22 protein-coding genes are annotated in these 19,824 nt (G+C 63.2%); 3 read left to right on the top strand and 19 right to left on the bottom strand.

All coding sequences use genetic code 11. From position 1 onward, the window contains the following. Positions 1–68 precede the first annotated feature (68 nt). Positions 69–629 carry a DUF1285 domain-containing protein gene (locus tag RYH70_RS12455; protein ID WP_063140485.1) on the bottom strand — a complete coding sequence of 187 codons (561 nt, stop codon included), beginning with the start codon at positions 627–629 and terminating at the stop codon, positions 69–71. Then, complete coding sequence (locus RYH70_RS12460; RefSeq protein WP_014995053.1) at positions 626–1,258, bottom strand: TetR/AcrR family transcriptional regulator; 633 nt, start codon at positions 1,256–1,258, stop codon at positions 626–628. The genes RYH70_RS12455 and RYH70_RS12460 overlap by 4 nt, the downstream gene beginning before the upstream one ends. A 200-nt stretch (positions 1,259–1,458) precedes the next feature. On the opposite strand from RYH70_RS12460, the gene RYH70_RS12465 reads away from it, so the two are divergent. Together RYH70_RS12465 and RYH70_RS12470 are read left to right on the top strand one after the other, a co-directional pair. Further along, positions 1,459–2,580, top strand: a complete 1,122-nt coding sequence (locus RYH70_RS12465; protein ID WP_026949045.1) for an aminotransferase class V-fold PLP-dependent enzyme — start codon at positions 1,459–1,461, stop codon at positions 2,578–2,580. Between the two features lie 11 nt (positions 2,581–2,591). Beyond that, positions 2,592–3,422 (top strand): hypothetical protein, encoded by an 831-nt coding sequence (locus RYH70_RS12470; protein ID WP_022994621.1) that lies wholly within the window; start codon positions 2,592–2,594, stop codon positions 3,420–3,422. 8 nt (positions 3,423–3,430) lie between these two features. On the opposite strand, the gene RYH70_RS12475 is transcribed toward RYH70_RS12470, so the two are convergent. From RYH70_RS12475 to RYH70_RS12545, 15 genes are all read right to left on the bottom strand, one after another. Beyond that, entirely contained in the window at positions 3,431–5,074 is a 1,644-nt protein-coding gene (locus RYH70_RS12475; RefSeq protein WP_317009212.1) for a S1 family peptidase, read from the bottom strand. Between the two features lie 219 nt (positions 5,075–5,293). Beyond that, positions 5,294–6,625, bottom strand: a complete 1,332-nt coding sequence (rmuC, locus tag RYH70_RS12480; RefSeq protein ID WP_317009213.1) for a DNA recombination protein RmuC — start codon at positions 6,623–6,625, stop codon at positions 5,294–5,296. A gap of 2 nt (positions 6,626–6,627) precedes the next feature. Continuing rightward, on the bottom strand, positions 6,628–7,425 hold the full coding sequence (locus tag RYH70_RS12485) for a TatD family hydrolase (RefSeq protein WP_022994618.1): 798 nt from the start codon (positions 7,423–7,425) through the stop codon (positions 6,628–6,630). A 67-nt stretch (positions 7,426–7,492) separates the two neighbouring features. Beyond that, a complete protein-coding gene (locus RYH70_RS12490; protein WP_014995059.1) occupies positions 7,493–7,840 on the bottom strand; it encodes a PilZ domain-containing protein in 348 nt (115 codons plus the stop codon). A 58-nt stretch (positions 7,841–7,898) separates the two neighbouring features. Next, entirely contained in the window at positions 7,899–8,909 is a 1,011-nt protein-coding gene (locus RYH70_RS12495) for a DNA polymerase III subunit delta' (protein WP_022994617.1), read from the bottom strand. Continuing rightward, positions 8,906–9,532: a dTMP kinase gene (tmk, locus tag RYH70_RS12500; RefSeq protein WP_022994616.1), complete on the bottom strand. Its 627-nt coding sequence runs from the start codon at positions 9,530–9,532 to the stop codon at positions 8,906–8,908. Before tmk ends, RYH70_RS12495 begins: the two co-directional genes overlap by 4 nt. Further along, positions 9,529–10,587: an endolytic transglycosylase MltG gene (gene mltG / locus RYH70_RS12505; protein ID WP_022994615.1), complete on the bottom strand. Its 1,059-nt coding sequence runs from the start codon at positions 10,585–10,587 to the stop codon at positions 9,529–9,531. Before mltG ends, tmk begins: the two co-directional genes overlap by 4 nt. A 67-nt stretch (positions 10,588–10,654) precedes the next feature. Further along, positions 10,655–11,443, bottom strand: coding sequence for an aminodeoxychorismate lyase (gene pabC, locus RYH70_RS12510; RefSeq protein ID WP_026949047.1), 789 nt, complete (start codon positions 11,441–11,443; stop codon positions 10,655–10,657). A 10-nt stretch (positions 11,444–11,453) separates the two neighbouring features. Continuing rightward, positions 11,454–12,692, bottom strand: coding sequence for a beta-ketoacyl-ACP synthase II (gene fabF, locus RYH70_RS12515; protein WP_031228205.1), 1,239 nt, complete (start codon positions 12,690–12,692; stop codon positions 11,454–11,456). A gap of 419 nt (positions 12,693–13,111) precedes the next feature. After that, positions 13,112–13,345, bottom strand: a complete 234-nt coding sequence (gene acpP / locus RYH70_RS12520; RefSeq protein WP_014995065.1) for an acyl carrier protein — start codon at positions 13,343–13,345, stop codon at positions 13,112–13,114. Positions 13,346–13,619: 274 nt separating this feature from the next. Beyond that, a complete protein-coding gene (gene fabG, locus RYH70_RS12525) occupies positions 13,620–14,354 on the bottom strand; it encodes a 3-oxoacyl-ACP reductase FabG (protein ID WP_317009214.1) in 735 nt (244 codons plus the stop codon). Between the two features lie 9 nt (positions 14,355–14,363). Continuing rightward, positions 14,364–15,290 carry an ACP S-malonyltransferase gene (fabD, locus tag RYH70_RS12530; protein WP_022994611.1) on the bottom strand — a complete coding sequence of 309 codons (927 nt, stop codon included), beginning with the start codon at positions 15,288–15,290 and terminating at the stop codon, positions 14,364–14,366. Between the two features lie 154 nt (positions 15,291–15,444). After that, positions 15,445–16,479, bottom strand: coding sequence for a phosphate acyltransferase PlsX (gene plsX, locus RYH70_RS12535; RefSeq protein WP_022994610.1), 1,035 nt, complete (start codon positions 16,477–16,479; stop codon positions 15,445–15,447). Positions 16,480–16,624: 145 nt separating this feature from the next. Continuing rightward, positions 16,625–16,816, bottom strand: coding sequence for a 50S ribosomal protein L32 (rpmF, locus tag RYH70_RS12540; RefSeq protein ID WP_014995069.1), 192 nt, complete (start codon positions 16,814–16,816; stop codon positions 16,625–16,627). A 19-nt stretch (positions 16,817–16,835) separates the two neighbouring features. Continuing rightward, positions 16,836–17,366 (bottom strand): YceD family protein, encoded by a 531-nt coding sequence (locus RYH70_RS12545; protein ID WP_022994609.1) that lies wholly within the window; start codon positions 17,364–17,366, stop codon positions 16,836–16,838. 148 nt (positions 17,367–17,514) lie between these two features. Between RYH70_RS12545 and RYH70_RS12550 the strand changes: the two genes are divergently transcribed. After that, on the top strand, positions 17,515–18,108 hold the full coding sequence (locus RYH70_RS12550; RefSeq protein WP_097058731.1) for a Maf family protein: 594 nt from the start codon (positions 17,515–17,517) through the stop codon (positions 18,106–18,108). Positions 18,109–18,163: 55 nt separating this feature from the next. Here RYH70_RS12550 and sppA read toward each other — a convergent pair whose 3' ends face one another. Together sppA and RYH70_RS12560 are read right to left on the bottom strand one after the other, a co-directional pair. Further along, a complete protein-coding gene (gene sppA, locus RYH70_RS12555; RefSeq protein WP_317009215.1) occupies positions 18,164–19,141 on the bottom strand; it encodes a signal peptide peptidase SppA in 978 nt (325 codons plus the stop codon). Beyond that, entirely contained in the window at positions 19,101–19,814 is a 714-nt protein-coding gene (locus RYH70_RS12560) for an HAD-IA family hydrolase (protein WP_022994606.1), read from the bottom strand. Before RYH70_RS12560 ends, sppA begins: the two co-directional genes overlap by 41 nt. Positions 19,815–19,824 lie beyond the last annotated feature (10 nt).

Genomic DNA, 19,824 nt, shown 5'->3' on the forward strand with positions numbered 1-19,824 from the left:
TCCGGCGCAAAAGATTCGCTTGCAAGGCAAGCTCCCACAGCGGCTTCGTAGTCCGGTCTGGTTGTGTATCAGAAGGAACCGAGGGGGAAACGGGCGCCGTCGCTGTCGATATACAAGTGGGTCACGCCGTCCCGCTCTTCATGGCCGGCCCATTCCACCAGTTGATAAAACATGTTGCGGGAAATCAGCGCTTCCAGATTGTCGCGCACGTGGAGATAAGGGGACGGCTCCCCGCTGTCCGGGTCGTGTTCTATCCGCAATGGATGCCGTTCACCAGCCACCACGTGAGTTCCCACATTGGTGGTGAACACCAGCTTGTCGACACCATCGTCCTTCACACGCTGTACGTCGGTGGCGACAAAAGGCGCGTCGTCCACCTCGATGCGCAGTTTTTCCACCGGCGTAATCAGGAAGTAGTCATCGCCTTCACGTAACAGAATGGTGGAAAACAATCGCACCATACGCTCTCGTTCAATCGGCGATTCCTGGTAATACCAGGTGCCGTCACGGGCAATGCGCATACGGCTTTCGCCCTGATGTTCCGGGTGCCACTGATGCACCGGCGGCAGCCCCTGCTCGTCCCGTTCGGCCTTTTCCAGCAGGGCCAACAGGGAATCGGCGGAAGTCATTTTCGGCGTTGTCCTTTATTGCCCATGCGAATACCAATTTCGATCAGGAAGTCGAGGAAATCCTCCTTTTCGTCGATCAGCCCCATATAGAACGGCGATTGCACCAGCGCCACGGCGCCGTGGGCCAGCGCCCAGGCCGCGCAAATGTGATAAATCGGCGGCACGTCTTCCAGGGAGCCCTCACTGATGCGCGCCTTGACGATGCTCTTGAGGCGCTCGAAATTGGCTTCGCGGATGTTGTGCAGTTTCTCCACCAGTTCCGGCACCGCGTGGTCCTTGATCACCTTGTTTTCCAGCCGGTCGAACAGCTGGTAGCGGGCCGGGTCGTTGATGCGGAAACGAAAATACTCGCGGGTCAGTTTTTCCTTGTCGTCGTCCTCGGAAATACTGTTGAACACCGCCGCCAGATCCTCTTCGTAACGCAGCATCAGCAGCAGATAGATCTCGTTCTTGGTTTCGAAGTGCTTATAGATGGTGCCTTTGCCAATCCCCACCCGGTCGGCGATCATTTCCACGGTGACACGATCCTCTCCCTGCTCCAGGAATAATTCCAGAGCGGTATCCAGGATTTGTTGCTCCCGTTGCCGGAATTCCTGTGCCTTACGCGTCGCTTTTTCCAGATCAGCCATTCATCCTTACTCCCAAGACCGGTGAATCCCGCGATTCACCACAGTTTATCCCACCCCCGGGCACCATGCATCACGGGCCAGGTTGACCTGCCACGGCAATCGGTCATGCTGTGAGTCATGTGTTCCGGCGAATTATCGATGCCCCTTTCGGGCAGGATGATACCCACCCGCCCGGCAATGACAATGGAGTCGATCATCACATGACCAGCGCTCTGGATCTGTCCGCGGAATTCCCTCTTGAAAACGACGTGCTTTATCTCAATCACGCCGCCGTGGCGCCGTGGCCTAAACGCACCCGGGACGCGGTGGTGCGTTTCGCCGAGCAGAACATCACCGTGGGGGCGCGGGACTATCCGCGCTGGCTCGACACCGAGCAAACTCTGCGCGGCCGCCTCGCCGCGCTGATCGGCGGTGTGCCGCACGAAGACATCGCCTTGCTCAAGAACACCTCCGAAGGGCTGTCCGTCATCGCCCAGGGGCTGTCCTGGCGGGACGGCGATCAGGTGCTGATCAGCGATCAGGAGTTCCCCTCCAACCGCATTCCCTGGCAGGCCCTGGCCGAACAGGGTGTGGAGGTGATCCAGGTGCCGGTGGACGGGGACAACGCCGAGCAGCGCGTCATCGATGCGCTTGGCCCCCGTGTACGCCTGGTGTCACTGTCATCGGTGCAATATGCCAGTGGCATCCGCCTGGACCTGGCGCCGATCGGCGCCGCGTGCCGGGAACGGGGCGTGCTGTTCTGCGTGGACGCGATCCAGAGTCTGGGGGCTCACGTCTTCGACGCCGAAAGCATCAATGCGGATTTCGTCGTCGCCGACGGCCATAAGTGGATGCTGGGGCCGGAAGGGCTGGCGCTGTTTTACGCCCGTCCGGAAGCCCGCGACCGGCTGCGCCTGCGTCAGTTCGGCTGGCACATGGTGGCGGCATCCGGTGATTACGACCGCCAGGACTGGCGGCCGGCGGATGATGCCCGTCGTTTCGAGTGCGGCAGCCCCAACCTGTTGTGCGCCCACGCGCTCAACGCGTCTCTGTCGTTACTGGAAGAGGTGGGCATGGCGGCGGTGGAACAGCGCCTGACCGATACCGTGACCGTCCTGATCGGCGAGCTCAAGGCGCGCGGCGCGGAGTTGCTGACCCCGGAAGCGGCACGCCGCCGCGCCGGCATCGTCACCTTCCGGCTGCCCGGCGAGGAACCGCAATCTACCTTTGAACGTCTGCGTCAGGGCGGCGTGGTCTGCGCCCAGCGCGGTGGCGGCGTGCGCTTCTCGCCCCACTTTCATACTGACCAGTCAGTCATCGACCGCGCCCTGGCGCTGTTGTAGGATAGCGCCCCATGCGAACGCAACGACTCTATCAATGGCTGTGCGAGCGCCTGCAACGTCAGGACGGCGGCAAGGATTGGCCGCAAAGCAGCCTGGATCATCAGCGTGTCCTGCTGCAGCCCTGCGACGTGTTGCTGGTGGACAGCGAAAGCGCTCTGGACCGGCGACTGCGGCGGCTCACCGGCAGCCGGTTCTCCCGTGCCCTGCTTTATATCGGCCGTTTGCACGACGTCGCCGATCCGTCCCTGCGCGCCCTGCTGGCCGATTACGTGCCTTGCGAACCGGACACCCAACTGGTGCTGGATGCCAGCCTGGAGAGAGGATTACGGGTGCGGGAATTGAGCACGCTCAGCGGCCTGCACCTGCGCGTCTGCCGTGCACAGAATCTGTCCACCGACGAGCGTCAGGACGCACTGCGTTACGCCATCAGCCGGGTCGGCACCGGCAGCACCACCTCCTGGAGCACGTTGATGCTGCTCTGGCTGTTTCCCTGGCGGACGCTGCCAAGCGGCTGGCGCCGGCGCCTCGCCAACCGTCTGGCCACCGAGCTGCTGCGCACCCTCAGCGGCAGTCTGGTGGGCGAAGCCTTCGCTTTCATTCAATTCCCGGTTTATCCGCTGGTGAAACGGCCGGAAGACGACGGCTCGCGGTTGCTGCGCCTGCAGCCGCGTCTGTTCCACGCCGCCGATTTCGATCACTCGCCCTATTTCGATGTGATCAAGGCTCCTTATCTGCTGGATCAGGTCCCCGCCGGATTTCAGGCGATTCCGTGGAAGGGGAACGCCGGCGCCATGGCCTCGGAACAGCGCGCCTCTCACTTGAGCCTGGTGGATAACCCATAGGGGCCTGTTTACGACCTAATAGACCGTAAACAGGCTCCAACCAGTAGCAACCCCCACCACCCCAATCCCAGGGCGCCACCACCGCCGCTGCCGCCAGCTTCGGCACGAGGCGTCTCCGCCCGCGCCTGGGATGGCAGGAACGACAATTGGGTATCGCCGGCCGGGAAATCGCCGCTGGAAGAGCCACCATCCAAATAGACCCGGCCCTCGCCCTCTCCTTCGATCACCAGTAACCGACTGGCCTGAGCCCCTTCCGCCAGGTCCCCCAATTGACACCGAACCACAGCGCCACCACTGCATCCCTCGGGCAGGCTCCTCCAGGACCAGCCTTGCGGAATGCGGAACGACAACCAGGCATCCCGGGCGGGAAAATGGGTGGCGCGATTGGTCAACCGGGCTTCCAGGGTGACGGTGTCGCCGTTGAGACGCTGGGTTCCGGCCATCAGCAGATCCGGCTGATCACTGAAGATCGCCGTCACCGCATCCCGTTCCAACCGGTAATAATCGTGGGCGGCGCTGTCCGGCCGGATCCACAATCGGGACTGCACCGTCGCACCAGTGCTGGACTGTACCCGCAAGCGATAATCGCCGCTGCTGGCGCCGCGCTCCAGCGATGCATCCCCCCGGCACAGGCTGTAACCGTCATGGTCACTGCAGGCCAGCTCATCGGCACTGACCCGCACCCCTTGGTCATGATCGATGCGCGCGCCCACTTGGTGCGCCGCATTGACCCGGCTCTGATTCTCCAGCCTCAAAGACAAGGTCAGAGTTTCCCCCGGAAGGCCGTAGCGGCGCCCACCCAGCGGGCGGCTGTGCAGGTCCACCAGTGCATCGCCGGAGGTGCTCTCCAGCCACGCCAGGTAATCACTGACCCGGGTGTAGACACCCGGCGCATCCGGTGTGGCGCACTGGGGTGGGCCATAGCTGGTGATGCCGGCCAGCCAGGGGCGGCCGTCATAGTGATAGATCAGAGGTCCGCCGCTGTCTCCCCGGCAGGTATCGCGTCCCGAATCCCCCTGCCTTTGCAACTCACCGGCGCACAGTTGGCGATCAGTAAGGTTGGACCAGTGACGCGCGCAGCGCTCCGGAGTGATGTAATCCAACGCCACCTGATGAAGCATCCGGGGGGCGCTTCCGCTCTCGGTGGTGCCCCACCCGTAGGCAGTCAGAGCCCGCTCGGCGGCGCCGTCGATCAACGCCTGCATTTCCCGGTTCTTGGCCAGGTCGAGCGCGGCCAGGGCGGACGCCCCCTGCATTTCCAGTAACGCCAGGTCATTGTGGAAGACGCCGTAGACGAATCGCGGGTGCACATGCACTGCCCGCACCGGCCAGCGCTCCGCCGGCTCCCCGCCACGATCGGCACTGCCCAGAGCAACGAACAGTTGCTCCGGCTTCAATTGACTGCCGCTCTGACCACGCACGCAGTGTGCCGCCGTCAGCACCCAGCGGGGCGCCACCAGGACCGAACCGCACAAAAACGAGCCCTGTTCCGGGTCACCGGAACGGCTCACCTCCAGCTCCGCCATCCAGGACGGCACCGCGGCAACCGGTTCTCCTCCGATAATCTGTGGCGACATGCTCTGTGCCCGGCCTCCCAGGGGCGCCAGACAAAGCAGTACACAGGAGAAAGCAACAAAGATACGCAAATTCACACCACACCCACCAAGGCAATTTCGCAAAGAGACAGGACATTAATCCCAGAGCAATGAGAAATTCTACCTAGAGTATGAGTACGGATATATTACTGTGACACACATCACAAAACGATATGTGCAAAAATAATAAAAAGGCGCCATTTCGTGCGGGTTAACCACACGATTGGCGCCTATTTAAGTTTTTTATCTACAATTTATAGCACTATAAAAAACAGCTTATTGATCGTCGCCTTCCTCGCCTTCCTCATCCTCCACCGGAGGCGGCAGATTACGCCGGGCCTTGGCCCCCAGATCCCGCAATTTATGCGCCTGCCCCAGCAGATTGCCACGCCCTTCCGTGAGCCGCTTGTAGGACGTTTCCCAGGCCTGTTGCGCTTTGCCGAGCTTGTCTCCCACATCCTCCAGGGATTCGCTGATCAGAGACACCTGATCACAGATCCTGCCGGCGCGATCGGCGATATCCAGGGCATTGCGGTTCTGATACTCATACCGCCAGATGTTCTGGATGGTGCGCAGGGTCACCAGTAAGGTCGTGGGACTGACCAATACGATGTTGCGCTCGTAGGCCTCGGTATAGAGCCCCGGTTCCGCTTCCATGGCGGTCATGAAGGCCCCTTCCACGGGAATGAACAGCAGCACGAAGTCGAGACTGCGAATCCCGTCCAGACGGCTGTAATCCTTGGTGTCCAGCCCCTTGATATGGGCGCGCAGGGATTGCAGGTGCTGCTCGCGGGCCTGGCGACGTTCCTCCTCATCCTCGGCGCTGGTGAAGCGCTCATAGGCCACCAGGGAGACCTTGGCGTCGATCACCACGTCCTTGCCCTCGGGCAAATGGACGATGGCGTCCGGCAGCCGCCGGCCTCCGTCCTCACCGCGCAACGCCACTTGGGTGTCGTATTCTCGTCCTTTGGTGAGGCCGGAACTTTCCAGCACCCGCTCCAGAATCATCTCGCCCCAGTTGCCCTGGGTCTTCACCTGGCCACGCAGGGCGTCAGTCAGATTCCGGGCGTCCTGATGCATTTGCTGGTTGAGACTCTTGAGATGCTGGAGCTGCTCGGTCAGCGCCGCCTGGGCCCGGGCATCATCACCGTGGATCTGGTCAACCCGGCGGCGGAATTCGGTCAACTGCTCGCGGAACGGCTGCAGCAGGGTATGGATGCCTTCGCGGTTTTTCTCCTCGAACTGACGGCTGCGCTGCTCGAAGATGCGCCCGGCCAGCAATTCGAATTCCTTGCGTAGCTGCTCCCGGCTCTCCTCGGCGAAGCGCAGCTTGTCCTGTTGGCCGGCCAGACGTTCCTCCAGACGGGCCTGTTCGGCGCGGGCAACGGACAGTTTTTCCTCCGTCTGGCGCCATTGTTGACCTTGCTGTTCCAGGTGCCGGCGTAGCTCGTCACGTTCCTGTTCCAGCGCCTGGATCCGCAGCGCCAACCGCTCCGCTTCCTGCTCCAACAGGGCACGGCGGCGCCGCATCGGCAGCCAGACCAGCAGCGCGGCAATCACCGCCGCGGCCACGGCGGCGGCCGCCAGCCACCACCAAAACGTCGCCATCGTCACGGTACCGCCTTATTGAACAGCTGGAAGAAGTTATGGCGGGTAATGCGCGCCAGCTCCGCCACCGGCAGCCCTTTCAGTTGCGCCACGCACTCCGCCACCTTGGCGACGAAACGGGGTTCGTTGGGTTTGCCCCGGTAAGGCACCGGCGCCAGCCAGGGGGCATCCGTCTCGATCAGCAAACGTTCCACCGGCAACGCGGCAACGGTTTCACGCAGCGCTTCCGCGTTGCGGAAGGTGACGATACCGGAAATGGAGATGTAAAAACCCAGTTCGATGGCCTGCTCCGCCATGTCACGGTCCTCGGTGAAGCAGTGCAGGACACCCCGCACCCGTCCTTCCCCGTGTTCGCGCAGCAGCGCCAGGGTATCGTCCTTGGCGCCACGGGTGTGCACCACCAGCGGCAGACCGGTGTCGCGAGCGGCACGGATATGCTCAACGAAACGCTTCTGCTGCCACTCCCGTTGCTCCTTGGCGTAGAAGTAATCCAGGCCGGTTTCACCGATGCCCACCACTCTGGGATGGTCCGCCAGGCCGATCAGCTCCGCCGCGTCCGGTTCATGCACGTCCTTGTAAAGTGGATGCACACCGACGGTGGCGAACACGTCCGGCTGGGTTTCGGCCATCTCCCGCACCCGTGGAAAGGTTTCCAGATCGACACCGATGCACAGCATGGTGCCCACGCCGTCGGCGCGGGTGGCGTCCATCAGGGCCTGAAAATCACCTTGGTAGGCGTCCAGATTGAGGCGGTCCAGGTGGCAATGGGAGTCCACCAGATCAAGGGTCTCCGTAGACATGAAACACTCCGTATTGAACTGCGGGCATTCTACATGAAACGGGATCCCGGGTGCCGGACGACAGGCGCTACATCGTGTGCGTGGGCCGGTCCGATTGCAGCGAGCCGGCGAGGTGATTTTCTATGGTGCGCCGGGCGGTGTCGTCCTGATCGGAGAACTGCACGCCGATGCCGGCACTGCGATTGCCCTGGGCGCCTCGCGGCGTGATCCAGACCACCCGGCCGGCCACCGGTATTTTCTCCGGCTCATCCATGATGCTGAGAAGGAGAAAGATCTCCTCCCCCAACTGATAGGCTTTCTCGGTCGGCACGAACAGGCCGCCGTTGCCGATAAACGGCATGTAAGCAGCGTACAGCGCTGCCTTGTCCTTGATACTCAGCGAAAGAATGCCACTACGGCCCCCCGGCATCTTCATGCCACCCCCCTGTCGCGGTACTGCGTGTGATTGTTGTGCATGCCAATTCCGTGGGCGATTACTGCAAGGCGGCGTCCACGCCCACCAGCACCAGCATCCATTGCTCCATGAGCAATTCCTTGTTCGGGTTGGCCCCGGCCAGGATTTGCCGGCGGCCTTCCTGGATCCGTTGGGTGGCGCGCATCAACCGCGCCACCGGAACGGTATCGGCGAGCTGCCGCAGCAGCGGCTCCAGTTGCGCATCGCCTTCGCCGGCGGGTATGGCCGCGCCCCCAAGCGCCGCCAGCCGCGTCGCCCTGGCCAGCCAACCATACAATATCCGCGCCATGGTGTCCGGCTCGAACGCCGCCAGGGCCTGTGCGCCCTGGGCTGGAGACAGACGCCCCTGGGCCACTCTCAATACCTGTTCGGCAAGCCGGCGGCGATCGCTGAACCAGTCCGCGTCCTGCAGCACCAGCGCTTTCAAAGGCGCGCCCTGGGCCGCGTCCAGCAACGCCGGCGCCGCCTCCCCGACCTGCGGCGTCAACCAGGAGAGCGCCTGATCGGCGGCGGGCACCGGCAACAATCGTTGCTGGCAACGGCTGCGCACGGTGGGCAGCAGCAGGCTGGGCTGGTGGCTGACCAGAATCAGGGTCATGCCCGGCCCCGGCTCTTCCAGGGTCTTGAGCAGCGCGTTCTGCGCACTGCGATTGAGCGCTTCCGCCGGGGATAACAGCGCCAGCCGCCCGCCGCCGAACTGGGCGGTACGGGAGCAGAACTCCACCAGACGCCGCACCTGATCGATCTTGATCGCCCGGCTGCCCCCTTCCGGTGTCAGCACGTGCATATCCGGATGGGTGCCGGCGGTGCTCAGGTGGCAGGCCTCGCACTGGCCACAGGCCACGCCGGCGCTGGGCTGCCGGCACAACAGCGTCTGCATCAGCGACTGCGCCAGCCGGTATTTGCCGATGCCTTCGGGGCCGGCCAGTAACAGGGCATGGGGCAAACGCTGACGCTGGTGCTGATCCAGCAGCCGCGCCATCTCCTCCTGATGCCAGGGACAGGGTACCTGTACCGGCGCTTTGCTCATGCCCCCTCCGTAATCGCATCCACCCAGGCGCCCAGGTGCTCGCGCACCTGCTCCAGCGGCCGGGTGGCGTCCAGCCGCACGAATCTGCCGGGTTCATTGCGGGCCCGTTGCAGATAGCAGTCACGCACCCGCTGGAAAAAATCCCGGCTCTCCTGCTCAATGCGGTCCAACTCGCCCCGTTTGCCGGCGCGGGCCAGCCCCACTTCCACCGGCACGTCGAACAGCAAGGTGTGATCCGGCGTCACCCCGGCCAGCACCAGCCGCTCGAGAATGGCGATGGCGTCACGGTCCAGGCCGCGCCCGGCGCCCTGGTAGGCCCAGGTGGCGTCCATGAAACGGTCGCACAGCACCCATTCGCCACGGGCCAGGGCGGGCCGGATCAGAGCGTCCAGGTGCTGGGCACGGGCGGCGAACACCAACAGCAATTCGGTGGTATCGGCCATGGGCTCCTCGCTGGGCGCCAGCAGCACCTGACGGATGCGCTCCGCCAGTTCGGTACCGCCAGGCTCCCGGGTAACACGCACCGTCTTGCCGCGCTGACGCAGGCGTTCGGCCACCCATTCCAGGTTGACGCTCTTGCCGGCGCCCTCACCGCCTTCAAGAGTGATGAAGCGGCCGCTCATGGTGCCGCTCCCGGGCTTGAGCGGTAATCATCACGCCGGTTGAGCTGGTATTGGCGTACCGCGCGCCGGTGCTCCGCCAGCGTATTGGAGAAGGTGTGGCTGCCGTCGCCACGGGCGACAAAATACAACGCCTTGGTCTGTTGCGGATGCACGGCGGCGAAGATGGCATCGCGGCCGGGCATGGCGATGGGCGTCGGCGGCAATCCGCTGATCACATAGGTGTTGTAAGGGGTGGGTTCACGCAGATCGGCCCGGCCAATGCGGCCGGCGTAGCGCTCGCCCATGCCATAGATCACCGTGGGGTCGGTTTGCAGTCGCATTCCCAGACGCAAGCGGTTGACGAAGACTCCGGCGATCTGGCCGCGTTCCTTGGGTACACCGGTTTCCCGTTCCACGATGGAGGCCATGATCAATGCCTGGTAAGGGTCGTCATAGGGCAGCTTATCATCGCGGCCGAGCCAGGCTTCGTCCAGTATCTTGCGCTGACGCTCAAGGGCCCGGCGCAGCAACTCCATATCGCTGGTGCCGGCGGTGTAGAAATAGGTGTCCGGGGCGAACCAGCCTTCGGGGTGGGTGTCCGGCATCCCCAGTCGCGCCATCACTTCCTCGTCGTCAACGCCGTCCAGCGTGACGGTGAGCCCTTCCAGTTCGGACAGACGGGCGCGAAACTGGCGAAAGGTCCAGCCCTCCACCAGGGTGACACTGCGCTGCAGCACCTCCCCCCGGTCGATACGCTCGAGCAGCGTCAACAGAGAGTCCCCCGGGAACAATTGATATTCCCCCACATGCATGCGCCCTTCGACGCCGGTGAACCGGCTATACACACGTCCCGCTACCCGGCGCAGCGTGGACTCGGGCTCACCGCCCAGCAAGCCTTCCCCTTGCAGTCGGTTCATCAGATGGCTGAAGCCGGTGCCGGCCGGCACCTGCACCAGGCGGGCCTCGGTCACCGGCAAGGGTCGATGCAAATACCCACTTACCCAAAAGCCCGCCAACGGAATCGCCACGATGACGAACACCAGTAGCAGAGCAAAAACTCGTATTTTTCGACGCATGGATTGAATTTCAATGCCTGTATTGACGATCCCTGGCAACGGAGCGGGATCGGGGTTATGCGCGCGCTCAGTCGTTGAACTGCGCCCGCCAGAGCTGTTGCCAACGTAGAATATGCGGGTTCATCGGCCACGCCCACTGCGCCAGTTTACGCACCGGCAACAGGCCGACAATACTGTTGGTAAGAAAAATGCCATCGGCCCGGCGCAGATGTGACAGGGGCCTCGCCCTTACCTCCACCCGCCAGCCCTGATCACGGGCGATGTCGAGCAGCCAGTCGCGTGCCACGCCGGCGACTCCGGCGCGCTCCAGGGAGGGCGTCCAGAGCAAGTCGCCGAACACGGCGAACAGATTCATTGAAGTGGCTTCCACCGGGCATCGGTGGCGGTCCAGCAACAGACCCTCGCGCCAGCCATGGCGGCCGGCCTCGGCGCGCGCCGCCACTTGTGGCAAGCGGTTGAGATGCTTGAGTCCGGCAAAAGGATCGTCCGGCAGCACGGTATCGCAGAGACCGATTTCGACCCCGTGAAGGAGATGGTCGCGCGGTTCCGCTGTCAGCGGGAACCATTGGCCAAACAAGGTGGGTTCAGGCCGCGCCGGTGGCAAATAACCACGGCCACCGCTGCCACGGGTCAACACCAGTTTGACCACACCGGCCTCCGCGCCGTGATCGCGCAGTTGCGCCGCCAGAGCCCGTTCCAGTTCCCCCGCCGCCAGCGGAATCGCCAGCCGGCGGGCGCCGGCCAGCATTCTCGCCCGGTGCCGGGGCCACAATGGCACCCGGCCGTCCGCGCCGACCCTCAGGGTTTCAAACAGACCATCCCCATAGGCCAGGCCGCGGTCACTGCGGGACAGCATGGTGCTCCGCTCAGACGCGGCGGAACAGCAGGGTGCCGTTAGTGCCGCCGAAGCCGAAGGAGTTGGACAAGGCCACGTCGATCCGCCGGTCCTGGGCCTGATTGGGCACCAGATTCAGATCACAACCATCATCCGGATCGTTCAGGTTGATGGTCGGCGGCGCCACGTTGTCACGCATGGCCAGCAGACACATGATCGCTTCCACGGCACCGGCGGCCCCCAGAAGGTGGCCGATCATGGACTTGGTGGAGCTCACCGCCAGCTTGTCGGCGTGCTCGCCGAACACCTGCTTCACCGCGTTCAACTCGGCCAGATCACCCAGCTTGGTGGAGGTGGCGTGGGCATTGATGTAATCCACTTCGCCGGCGTCCATCCCGGCATCACGCAGAGCGTTACGCATGGACAACGCGGCACCGGCGCCGTTTTCTGACGGCGCGGTCATGTGGTAGGCGTCATCGCTCATACCGTAGCCGACCAGTTCGGCGTAAATAGTGGCGCCGCGGGCCTTGGCCCGTTCGTATTCTTCCAACACCACGGCGCCGGCGCCGTCGCCGAGCACGAAGCCGTCACGCTCGCGGTCCCAGGGCCGGCTGGCCGCCTGGGGCTCGTCGTTACGGGAAGACAGTGCCCGCGCCGCGGCAAAACCGCCCATGCCCAGCGGCGTGGAGCCTTTTTCCGCGCCGCCGGCGATCATCACGTCGGCCACACCCAACTGGATCTGCTGGGCGGCGAAGCCGATGTTATGAGTACCGGTGGTGCAAGCGGATACGGTGGCGAAGTTTGGCCCCTTGAAGCCGTACATGATGGCCAGGTTACCGGCGATCATATTGATGATGGTGCTGGGCACGAAGAATGGAGACAGCTTGCGCGGGCCGGAATCCAGCAACTTGCGGTGGTTCTCTTCGATATTGGTGAGACCGCCGATGCCGGAACCGATGGCGGCGCCAATGCGCTCGCCGTCTTCCTTGTCCATATCCAGACCGGCGTCACCAATGGCCTGGATCGCCGCCACCATGCCGTACTGGACGAACAGGTCCATTTTCCGGCCTTCCTTGGCGGACAAGTAATCACCCAGCTCAAAATCCGGTACCAGGCCGGCGAATTTGGTGGAGAAATCCGAGGTGTCGAAGTGCTCAATCGGGCGAATGCCGCTACGGCCCGCCTTGATGCCCTCCCAGGTACTGTTCACATCGGCGCCCAGGGGCGTGAGCATACCCAGGCCGGTTACCACTACTCGACGTCGTGTCACCTGTATTCCTCCCAAAATGACGATTCCGGGGCCGGACCTGTCAGCGCCGGCGCCCTCGGATTATAGCGTACCGATTCGCTGCCAGGGCAGCTCCCACAGCAGCTCCGTAGCGCTCTCCGTGGGAAGCGAGCCTGCTCGCGAATACAGCGCGACTTCATATCTCCAACACTAACAAACGCAGCGCAACCACCACGGATGGTGGTCACAAACAAATCGCCGGGAGCGATTTTTGACGTCGCCCCGGCGACGGCCCGCAGGGTGACCGCCACGGACGGCGGTCACAAACAAATCGCCCGGAGCGATTTTTGACGTCGCTCCAGCGACGGCCCGCAGGGTGATCACCATGGATGGTGATCACAAAAAAACCGCAAGCCCGTACAGAGCCTGCGGTTTTCCTTAGCGCAGCGTTACGACCGAAATCAGCTGTGGGCTTTGATGTAGTCCACGGCTGCTTGTACGGTGCTGATCTTTTCAGCTTCTTCGTCGGGGATTTCGGTCTCGAATTCTTCCTCGAGGGCCATTACCAGTTCAACGGTGTCCAGGGAATCGGCGCCCAGGTCTTCCACGAAGGAAGATTCGGATTTCACGTCTTCCGGCTTAACGCCCAATTGCTCGACAATGATCTTCTGGACCCGTTCTTCGATGCTGCTCATGATCCTATTACTCTCCTATTAATGGTGTGCAAGCACCTATGAGCGGCTATTCTAGGTGAACGCGATTTGCGCTTGCAAGCCGCCGCCGGTGCCCGTTTTCACGGATACGTTTCCAAATATGTTGAACCCCACCCACCGTGGAGACGGTAATACCATCTCGACGGGGGCCACCCTGAAGCAGCGGCCCGGGCGAATCCATTGCATAAACCAGCCCCGAGAGGCCGGCGCATTCCAACCGGAACCGGCAGCTTAGCGGTTTCCGGAGGATTTGTCCCTACCCGGTGAACATGCCACCGTTAACGTGGACCGTGGTACCCGTCACATAGCCACCACCGTCACCGGCCAGCCACGCCACCGCGCTGGCCACTTCATCGGGACTGCCGAGGCGGCCCAGGGGGATCTCCCGCAGCAGCGCATCGCGCTGGGCCTCGGGCAGAACATCGGTCATGTCGGTCTGGATAAAGCCCGGCGCCACCGAATTCACCGTGATGTTACGCGAGCCCAGCTCGCGGGCAAGGGCACGGGTAAAGCCCTCCACACCGCCTTTGGCCGCGGCATAGTTGGCCTGGCCGGCGTTGCCCATGGTCCCCACCACGGAACTGATATTGATCACCCGGCCCCAGCGGGCCTTGGTCATGCCCTTGATGCAGGCCTTGGTGACCCGGTACAGCGAATTCAGGTTGGTGTTGATCACATCCATCCATTCGTCGCTCTTCATCCGCAACATGATGTTGTCACGGGTGATGCCGGCGTTGTTCACCAGCACCAGCGGCGCGCCGTGCTTTTCCACAATGGCCTTGATCGCCGTCTCCACCGAAGCGTCATCGGACACATTCAGCATCGCGCCGTCACCGTTCTCTCCGAGAGTGTCGGCAATGGCCTTGGCACCATTCTCGCTGGTGGCGGTACCAACCACGAAGAAACCGGCGTTCACCAGATTCTCGGCGATGGCTTTGCCGATGCCGCGACTGGCACCGGTGACCAGGGCCACTTTACGTTCGTCGCTCATGAGGCGTCCTCAACCGTTCAAAGCCGCCTGAAAGGCGTCCAGGGATTCCAGGGGCTTGGCATCCAGCCCCCGGTCGATACGTTTGGCCAGGCCGCACAGCACCTTGCCGGGGCCACATTCGTACAGGGTGGTCACGCCATCGGCGGCCAGAGCCTGCACTGTTTCCACCCAGCGTACCGGGGAGTACAACTGCCGGATCAGAGCACTGCGAATCGCTTCCGGGTCGGTTTCCCTGGCCACGTCCGCGTTATTGATCACCGGCAGTTCCGGGGCATGAAAACGGACCTGGGCGAGGCGTTCCGCCAGCGCTTCAGCGGCCGGCTTCATCAGCGCACAGTGAGAGGGCACGCTCACCGGCAGCGGCATGGCGCGCTTGGCACCGGCGGCCTTGCAGGCAGCAATGGCGCGTTCCACCGCGCTACCCTGGCCGGCGATCACCACCTGACCGGGGGCGTTGAGGTTGACCGCCTCCACCACTTCACCTTCGGCGGCCTCGGCACAGGCCTGGCGCACCTGATCGTCGTCCAGACCGAGGATCGCCGCCATGGCGCCCTCGCCTTCCGCCACCGCCTGTTGCATCAATTCGCCGCGGGTGCGCACCAACCGCACCGCATCACCCAGACTGATTACTCCGGCGCAGGTCAGCGCGGTGTATTCACCCAGGCTGTGTCCGGCCAGCAGCGCCGGGCGCGGGCCGCCGCTCTGCTCCCACTCCTTCCACAGGGCGACGCCGGCGGTCAGCAGCAGCGGCTGAGTATTCTCGGTGCGATTGAGGTCGGCCTCGGGGCCATTCTGGGCCAATTCCCAGAGATCCATGTCGAGGGCGCCGGAAGCTTCCTGGAAAGCCTGGCGCACGGCGGTGTGATCGGCGAAATCGGCCAGCATACCCAGGCTCTGCGAGCCCTGACCGGGAAAAACGAAAGCGGTTTTTGACATGCGTTTCCCTGATTCGCGAAGGACGGCCGGTGGAACTCCGCGGGAGCCCGCCCCGGACGTCGGGTTATTGGATTTGGCGGCAGTATGCCTTTACCCGTCCGGCTTGTCCGTTCCGGGCTGCAACAAAGTATGAATGGCCCCGGCGCGGCATCCGTCAGGAGGCGGGCTGCTCGGAGGCCCGGACCAACGGTGCCACGGCGTCACGGATCAGTGCCGGCACGTTGCGGCGGGCTTCCAGCAGCGCCACTTCCAGGGCACTGGTAAAGCCGGCTTCGCCGGTGCCGCCATGGCTTTTCACCACCACGCCGTTAAGTCCCACCAGACTGGCGCCATTGTAGCGCTCTGGATCCATACGGCGTTTGAGGCCGTTCAACACCGGCAGGGAAAACAGGCCACTGAGCTTGCGCCACCAGGAACGGCCTATCTCCTCACGGATCATCCCGCCGATCATGGTGGCCACGCCTTCCATGGTTTTCAATGACACGTTACCGACGAAGCCATCGCAGACCACCACGTCCACGTCACCGAGGAAGATGCCATTGCCTTCGACGAACCCCACGTAATTGAGGTCCTCGGCGGCCTGCATCAGAGCAGCGGCCTCCTTGATCTGCTCGTTGCCCTTGATGTCCTCTTCGCCGATGTTGAGCAACGCCACCCGCGGCTGGCTAAGCCCGTCGACGGCGCGGACCACGGCCTGCCCCATCTGCGCGAACTGCAACAGGTGCTCGGGCTGGGAGTCCACATTGGCGCCCAGGTCCAGCATGTGGCAATGGCCCTTGGCGGAGGGAATGGCGGTGCAAATGGCGGGACGATCGATACCAGGAAGGGTTTTCAGCACAAAGCGGCTGACCGCCATCAGGGCACCGGTATTGCCGGCGCTGACCGCGGCCTGGGCACGGCCTTCCTTGACCAGATTGATCGCCACCCGCATGGAGGAATCTTTTTTCTGGCGCAGCGCCACCGCCACCGGATCATCCATGGCCACCACTTCGGAGGCGGGCTCAATGGAAACACGGGCATGGCCCTCGAGACCGGCCTTGGCCAGCGCCGGCGCCAGAACATCGGGATTACCGACCAGAATGATATGGAGACTGGAATGACGGGAAAGCACACGGCCGACGGCGGGAACGGTGACAGGTACCCCGTGATCCCCCCCCATGGCGTCCACCGCCAGAGTCACGTCTGACATGACCACTCAATTCCTTAAAGGCATGGCGGCACCCAGAATACTCCTAATCCGGCCCAGGTAAAGGCCGGACACGGGCCAGTGCCCCAGAACGAAAAACGGCGCCCGTCAGACGCCGGATATAACCGGGTGACGGGCGCCGTTCGGCTTATTCTTCTTCGTCCAGGTCCGCGGTACGCAGAACCTGGCGGCCGCGGTACATGCCGTCCGGAGAGATGTGGTGACGGCGATGCACTTCACCGGTGTTGCTGTCTTCGGTCAGCGTGGCGGCGGACAGCGCATCGTGGGAACGACGCATACCGCGCTTGGAACGGGTTTTGCGATTCTGTTGAACAGCCATTGTCGAGCTCCTCGGCGTGTTACTTGCGGCGACCCTTGAGCTGGGCCAGCACGGCAAAGGGGTTATCCGGATTGTCTTTGTCCCGGCCCTCGCCGTCTTCCCCATCGTCGCGGGTATCCGGCAGCGGATTCGGGCATTGATCGTGCAGCGCCACCAGTGGCATTGCCAATAGCAGCTCTTCCTCGAGCACATCCGCCAACGGCAGACGCTCCTCGGTGACCAGCAGAGGATCCAGGTGCGCGGGCAATGCCTTTGCCTGCTCCTCGCTCCAGACCATGGTCAGGTCCACATTGGCGAGGATCCGCTGGTGCACGGGTTCAAGGCAGCGCTGGCAAATCAAAACCAGCGTGGTTTCCACCTGGCCCCGAACGCACCGGTGCCCGTCCTCGTCGCGGCCAAAAGCCAGCGACACCCGGACCGGCTGGTCCAGGCTCTCGCGATATTCCCGCAGCCGGGGCAGATCCCCAACCCGGGCTTCGCCCTCGATGACGCGCTCCTGGTCCGCGAACTTGCGCGGTTCCAGGTACGGTGGCAGTTGCCCTGAAAACATAAGCGCGCAATTCTAGGCCCGCGCCGCGGCGCTGTCAAAGCGAAAATCACGCCGGCGGCCGGTGCCTAACCATCTGAGAAATTTGGATTTTTCGTGCACTGCCATGCCCACCTCTTTTACACTCGCTGCTTTGAAAACCGAGGAGACCATGGTGAACGACACTCAGCCGACTCTGATTCTGGCCTCTTCCTCTCCGTTTCGCCGTGAGCTGCTGGGCAAACTGGGGCTGCCTTTCACCGCCGCCAGCCCGGATATCGACGAATCCGCCCTGCCCGGCGAAAGCGCCACCGAGCTGGTACTGCGCCTGGCCCGGCTGAAAGCCCAGGCCCTGGCCGCCGACCATCCCGGCGCACTGATCATCGGTTCCGATCAGGTGTGCGTCCTGGATGACGCCATTCTCGGCAAACCCGGTGACCGGGACAACGCCATCAATCAGTTGAGTAACGCCAGCGGCCGCAGCGTGGTGTTTCATACCGGTCTGTGCCTGTACAACAGCGCCACCGGCCGCCATCAGAGCGGCTGCGAAAACTTCACCGTGCATTTCCGCACTTTGAGCCAGGACCGCATCCGCCGCTACGTGGACAATGAGAAACCGTTCAATTGCGCCGGCAGCTTCAAGTCCGAAGGCCTGGGCATCGTTCTGTTCAAGGCGCTGGAAGGCCGGGACCCCAACGCCCTGGTGGGGCTGCCGCTGATTCTACTGACCGACTTCCTGGCGGCGGAAGGCGTCAGCCTGCCCTGAAGGCAATCGCGGTCCTTTCTCTATATGACTTTCTTTAATTAAGAAGGACCGCGATCTAACGTAAATCCGGCACGTACTGCTCCAGCCCCAGGCTACTACCCAGCCCCTTGCCGATGGAAACACCAAAGCGCTGCAGCAGCTGCTCCACCGGGGACGGGCTGTAAGTGTAGTTCACCAGCTTATCAAGCCCGATGACATCGCGGGCCACCTGGCCTGGGCTCTTGAGGCCGTCGATCAGCCCCAAATCCAGAGCCCGCTCACCGGTCCAGAACAGACCGGAAAACAATTCCGGGTGGCCATCCACCTTGAGGCGGTCACCGCGCCCCTGTTTCACCGCGGCAATAAACTGCTGGTGAATTTCATCCAGCATTTCCTGCACGTGCCGGCGATGGGCCGGATTGACCGGCGCGAACGGATCCATCAGATCCTTGTTCTCGCCGGCGGTGTAGACACGGCGCTCCACGCCCAGCTTCTCCGCCGCTTCCTGCAGGCCGAATCCGGCCATGATCACGCCAATGGAGCCGACGATGCTGGCCGGATCGGCGTAGATATCATCAGCGGCCGAAGCAATATAGTAGGCCCCGGAGGCACCGGTGTCGGTGATCGCCGCATAGACTTTCTTCTCCGGATGCTTCTCGCGCAACCACCGGATCTCGTTGTAAACCTGATTGGATTGCACCGGTGATCCGCCGGGACTGTTGATGCGCAGCAACACCGCCTTGGCGTTGTCCGCCTCGAACGCTTCCCGCAGACCGGCACTGATCAGGTCCGCCGAGGCCTCGCTGTCGGCGCTGATGACGCCGTCCACGTCCACCACCGCCACGTGGGGCTCGGAAACGGCCAAAGCGCCGTCGCGGCCGGGGATCAACATGAACAGCACGACGAACAGGTAAACAAAGGTCAGCGTCTTGAAGAAAATGCCCCAGCGGCGACTTTTACGCTGCTCCGCCTGGGCCTGTCCCAGCAGCTTCTCGATCAGCTTCCACTCTTTATCACTGCCTTGCGGCTGGGACGGCGGTTGATTCGAATCCATCTACATCTGCTCCTCGCGTGGTTACCCCTACCCCAATCAGGGGCAGCAACTGTGGCAAAGCATCAATCATCGCCCGCGGACTCCGCTGGCGCAGGCGCTCCGGCGTGTGAGCGCCATAGCTGACCGCCACCCGGTCAACCCCGGCGGCCTCGGCCATATCCAGATCAAAGGTAGTGTCTCCCACCATCAGCGCCCGTTCCGGCGCCACTCTCAATTCCTCCAGCAGCTCCAGCACCATGGCCGGATGCGGTTTGGAGCGGCTTTCGTCGGCGCAGCGGGAGGCGTGAAACAAGGCGCCCAGGCCGGTGTTGGTCCAGACCCGGTCCAACCCCTTGCGCGACTTGCCGGTGGCGACGGCCAGTTGCATACCTTGCTCACGCAGCGCCAGCAAGGTATCGCGGGCACCCGGATAAGGCACACTGGGGGAGCGCTCCGCCAATACGAAATGATGAGCATACCGTTCGCGCATGGCGGTCACCATGACTTCGTCCAGAAAGGGGTACAAAGTAAGGATCGCCTCCGGCAAGCCGAGGCCGATGATGCCGCGCACCACCTCATCCTCCAGCGCCGGCAGGTCAAGATCGCGGGCGGCATCGTGCATGCAGGTGACAATGCGGGCGGTGGAGTCCATCACCGTGCCGTCCCAATCGAAAATCACCAGATCGTAGCTCATGTTGCCAGCG

Origin of the sequence: Alloalcanivorax xenomutans, assembly GCF_032810065.1 — a bacterium.
Taxonomy (GTDB): domain Bacteria; phylum Pseudomonadota; class Gammaproteobacteria; order Pseudomonadales; family Alcanivoracaceae; genus Alloalcanivorax; species Alloalcanivorax xenomutans.

Excerpts from the sequence above, each read along its gene's own strand:
- RYH70_RS12455 (WP_063140485.1), bottom strand. The coding sequence starts at position 629 with ATGACTTCCGCCGATTCCCTGTTGGCCCTGCTGGAAAAGGCCGAACGG.
- RYH70_RS12460 (WP_014995053.1), bottom strand. The coding sequence starts at position 1,258 with ATGGCTGATCTGGAAAAAGCGACGCGTAAGGCACAGGAATTCCGGCAA.
- RYH70_RS12465 (WP_026949045.1), top strand. The coding sequence starts at position 1,459 with ATGACCAGCGCTCTGGATCTGTCCGCGGAATTCCCTCTTGAAAACGAC.
- RYH70_RS12470 (WP_022994621.1), top strand. The coding sequence starts at position 2,592 with ATGCGAACGCAACGACTCTATCAATGGCTGTGCGAGCGCCTGCAACGT.
- rmuC (WP_317009213.1), bottom strand. The coding sequence starts at position 6,625 with ATGGCGACGTTTTGGTGGTGGCTGGCGGCCGCCGCCGTGGCCGCGGCG.
- RYH70_RS12485 (WP_022994618.1), bottom strand. The coding sequence starts at position 7,425 with ATGTCTACGGAGACCCTTGATCTGGTGGACTCCCATTGCCACCTGGAC.
- RYH70_RS12490 (WP_014995059.1), bottom strand. The coding sequence starts at position 7,840 with ATGAAGATGCCGGGGGGCCGTAGTGGCATTCTTTCGCTGAGTATCAAG.
- RYH70_RS12495 (WP_022994617.1), bottom strand. The coding sequence starts at position 8,909 with ATGAGCAAAGCGCCGGTACAGGTACCCTGTCCCTGGCATCAGGAGGAG.
- tmk (WP_022994616.1), bottom strand. The coding sequence starts at position 9,532 with ATGAGCGGCCGCTTCATCACTCTTGAAGGCGGTGAGGGCGCCGGCAAG.
- mltG (WP_022994615.1), bottom strand. The coding sequence starts at position 10,587 with ATGCGTCGAAAAATACGAGTTTTTGCTCTGCTACTGGTGTTCGTCATC.
- pabC (WP_026949047.1), bottom strand. The coding sequence starts at position 11,443 with ATGCTGTCCCGCAGTGACCGCGGCCTGGCCTATGGGGATGGTCTGTTT.
- acpP (WP_014995065.1), bottom strand. The coding sequence starts at position 13,345 with ATGAGCAGCATCGAAGAACGGGTCCAGAAGATCATTGTCGAGCAATTG.
- fabG (WP_317009214.1), bottom strand. The coding sequence starts at position 14,354 with ATGAGCGACGAACGTAAAGTGGCCCTGGTCACCGGTGCCAGTCGCGGC.
- fabD (WP_022994611.1), bottom strand. The coding sequence starts at position 15,290 with ATGTCAAAAACCGCTTTCGTTTTTCCCGGTCAGGGCTCGCAGAGCCTG.
- plsX (WP_022994610.1), bottom strand. The coding sequence starts at position 16,479 with ATGTCAGACGTGACTCTGGCGGTGGACGCCATGGGGGGGGATCACGGG.
- rpmF (WP_014995069.1), bottom strand. The coding sequence starts at position 16,816 with ATGGCTGTTCAACAGAATCGCAAAACCCGTTCCAAGCGCGGTATGCGT.
- RYH70_RS12545 (WP_022994609.1), bottom strand. The coding sequence starts at position 17,366 with ATGTTTTCAGGGCAACTGCCACCGTACCTGGAACCGCGCAAGTTCGCG.
- RYH70_RS12550 (WP_097058731.1), top strand. The coding sequence starts at position 17,515 with ATGGTGAACGACACTCAGCCGACTCTGATTCTGGCCTCTTCCTCTCCG.
- sppA (WP_317009215.1), bottom strand. The coding sequence starts at position 19,141 with ATGGATTCGAATCAACCGCCGTCCCAGCCGCAAGGCAGTGATAAAGAG.
- RYH70_RS12560 (WP_022994606.1), bottom strand. The coding sequence starts at position 19,814 with ATGAGCTACGATCTGGTGATTTTCGATTGGGACGGCACGGTGATGGAC.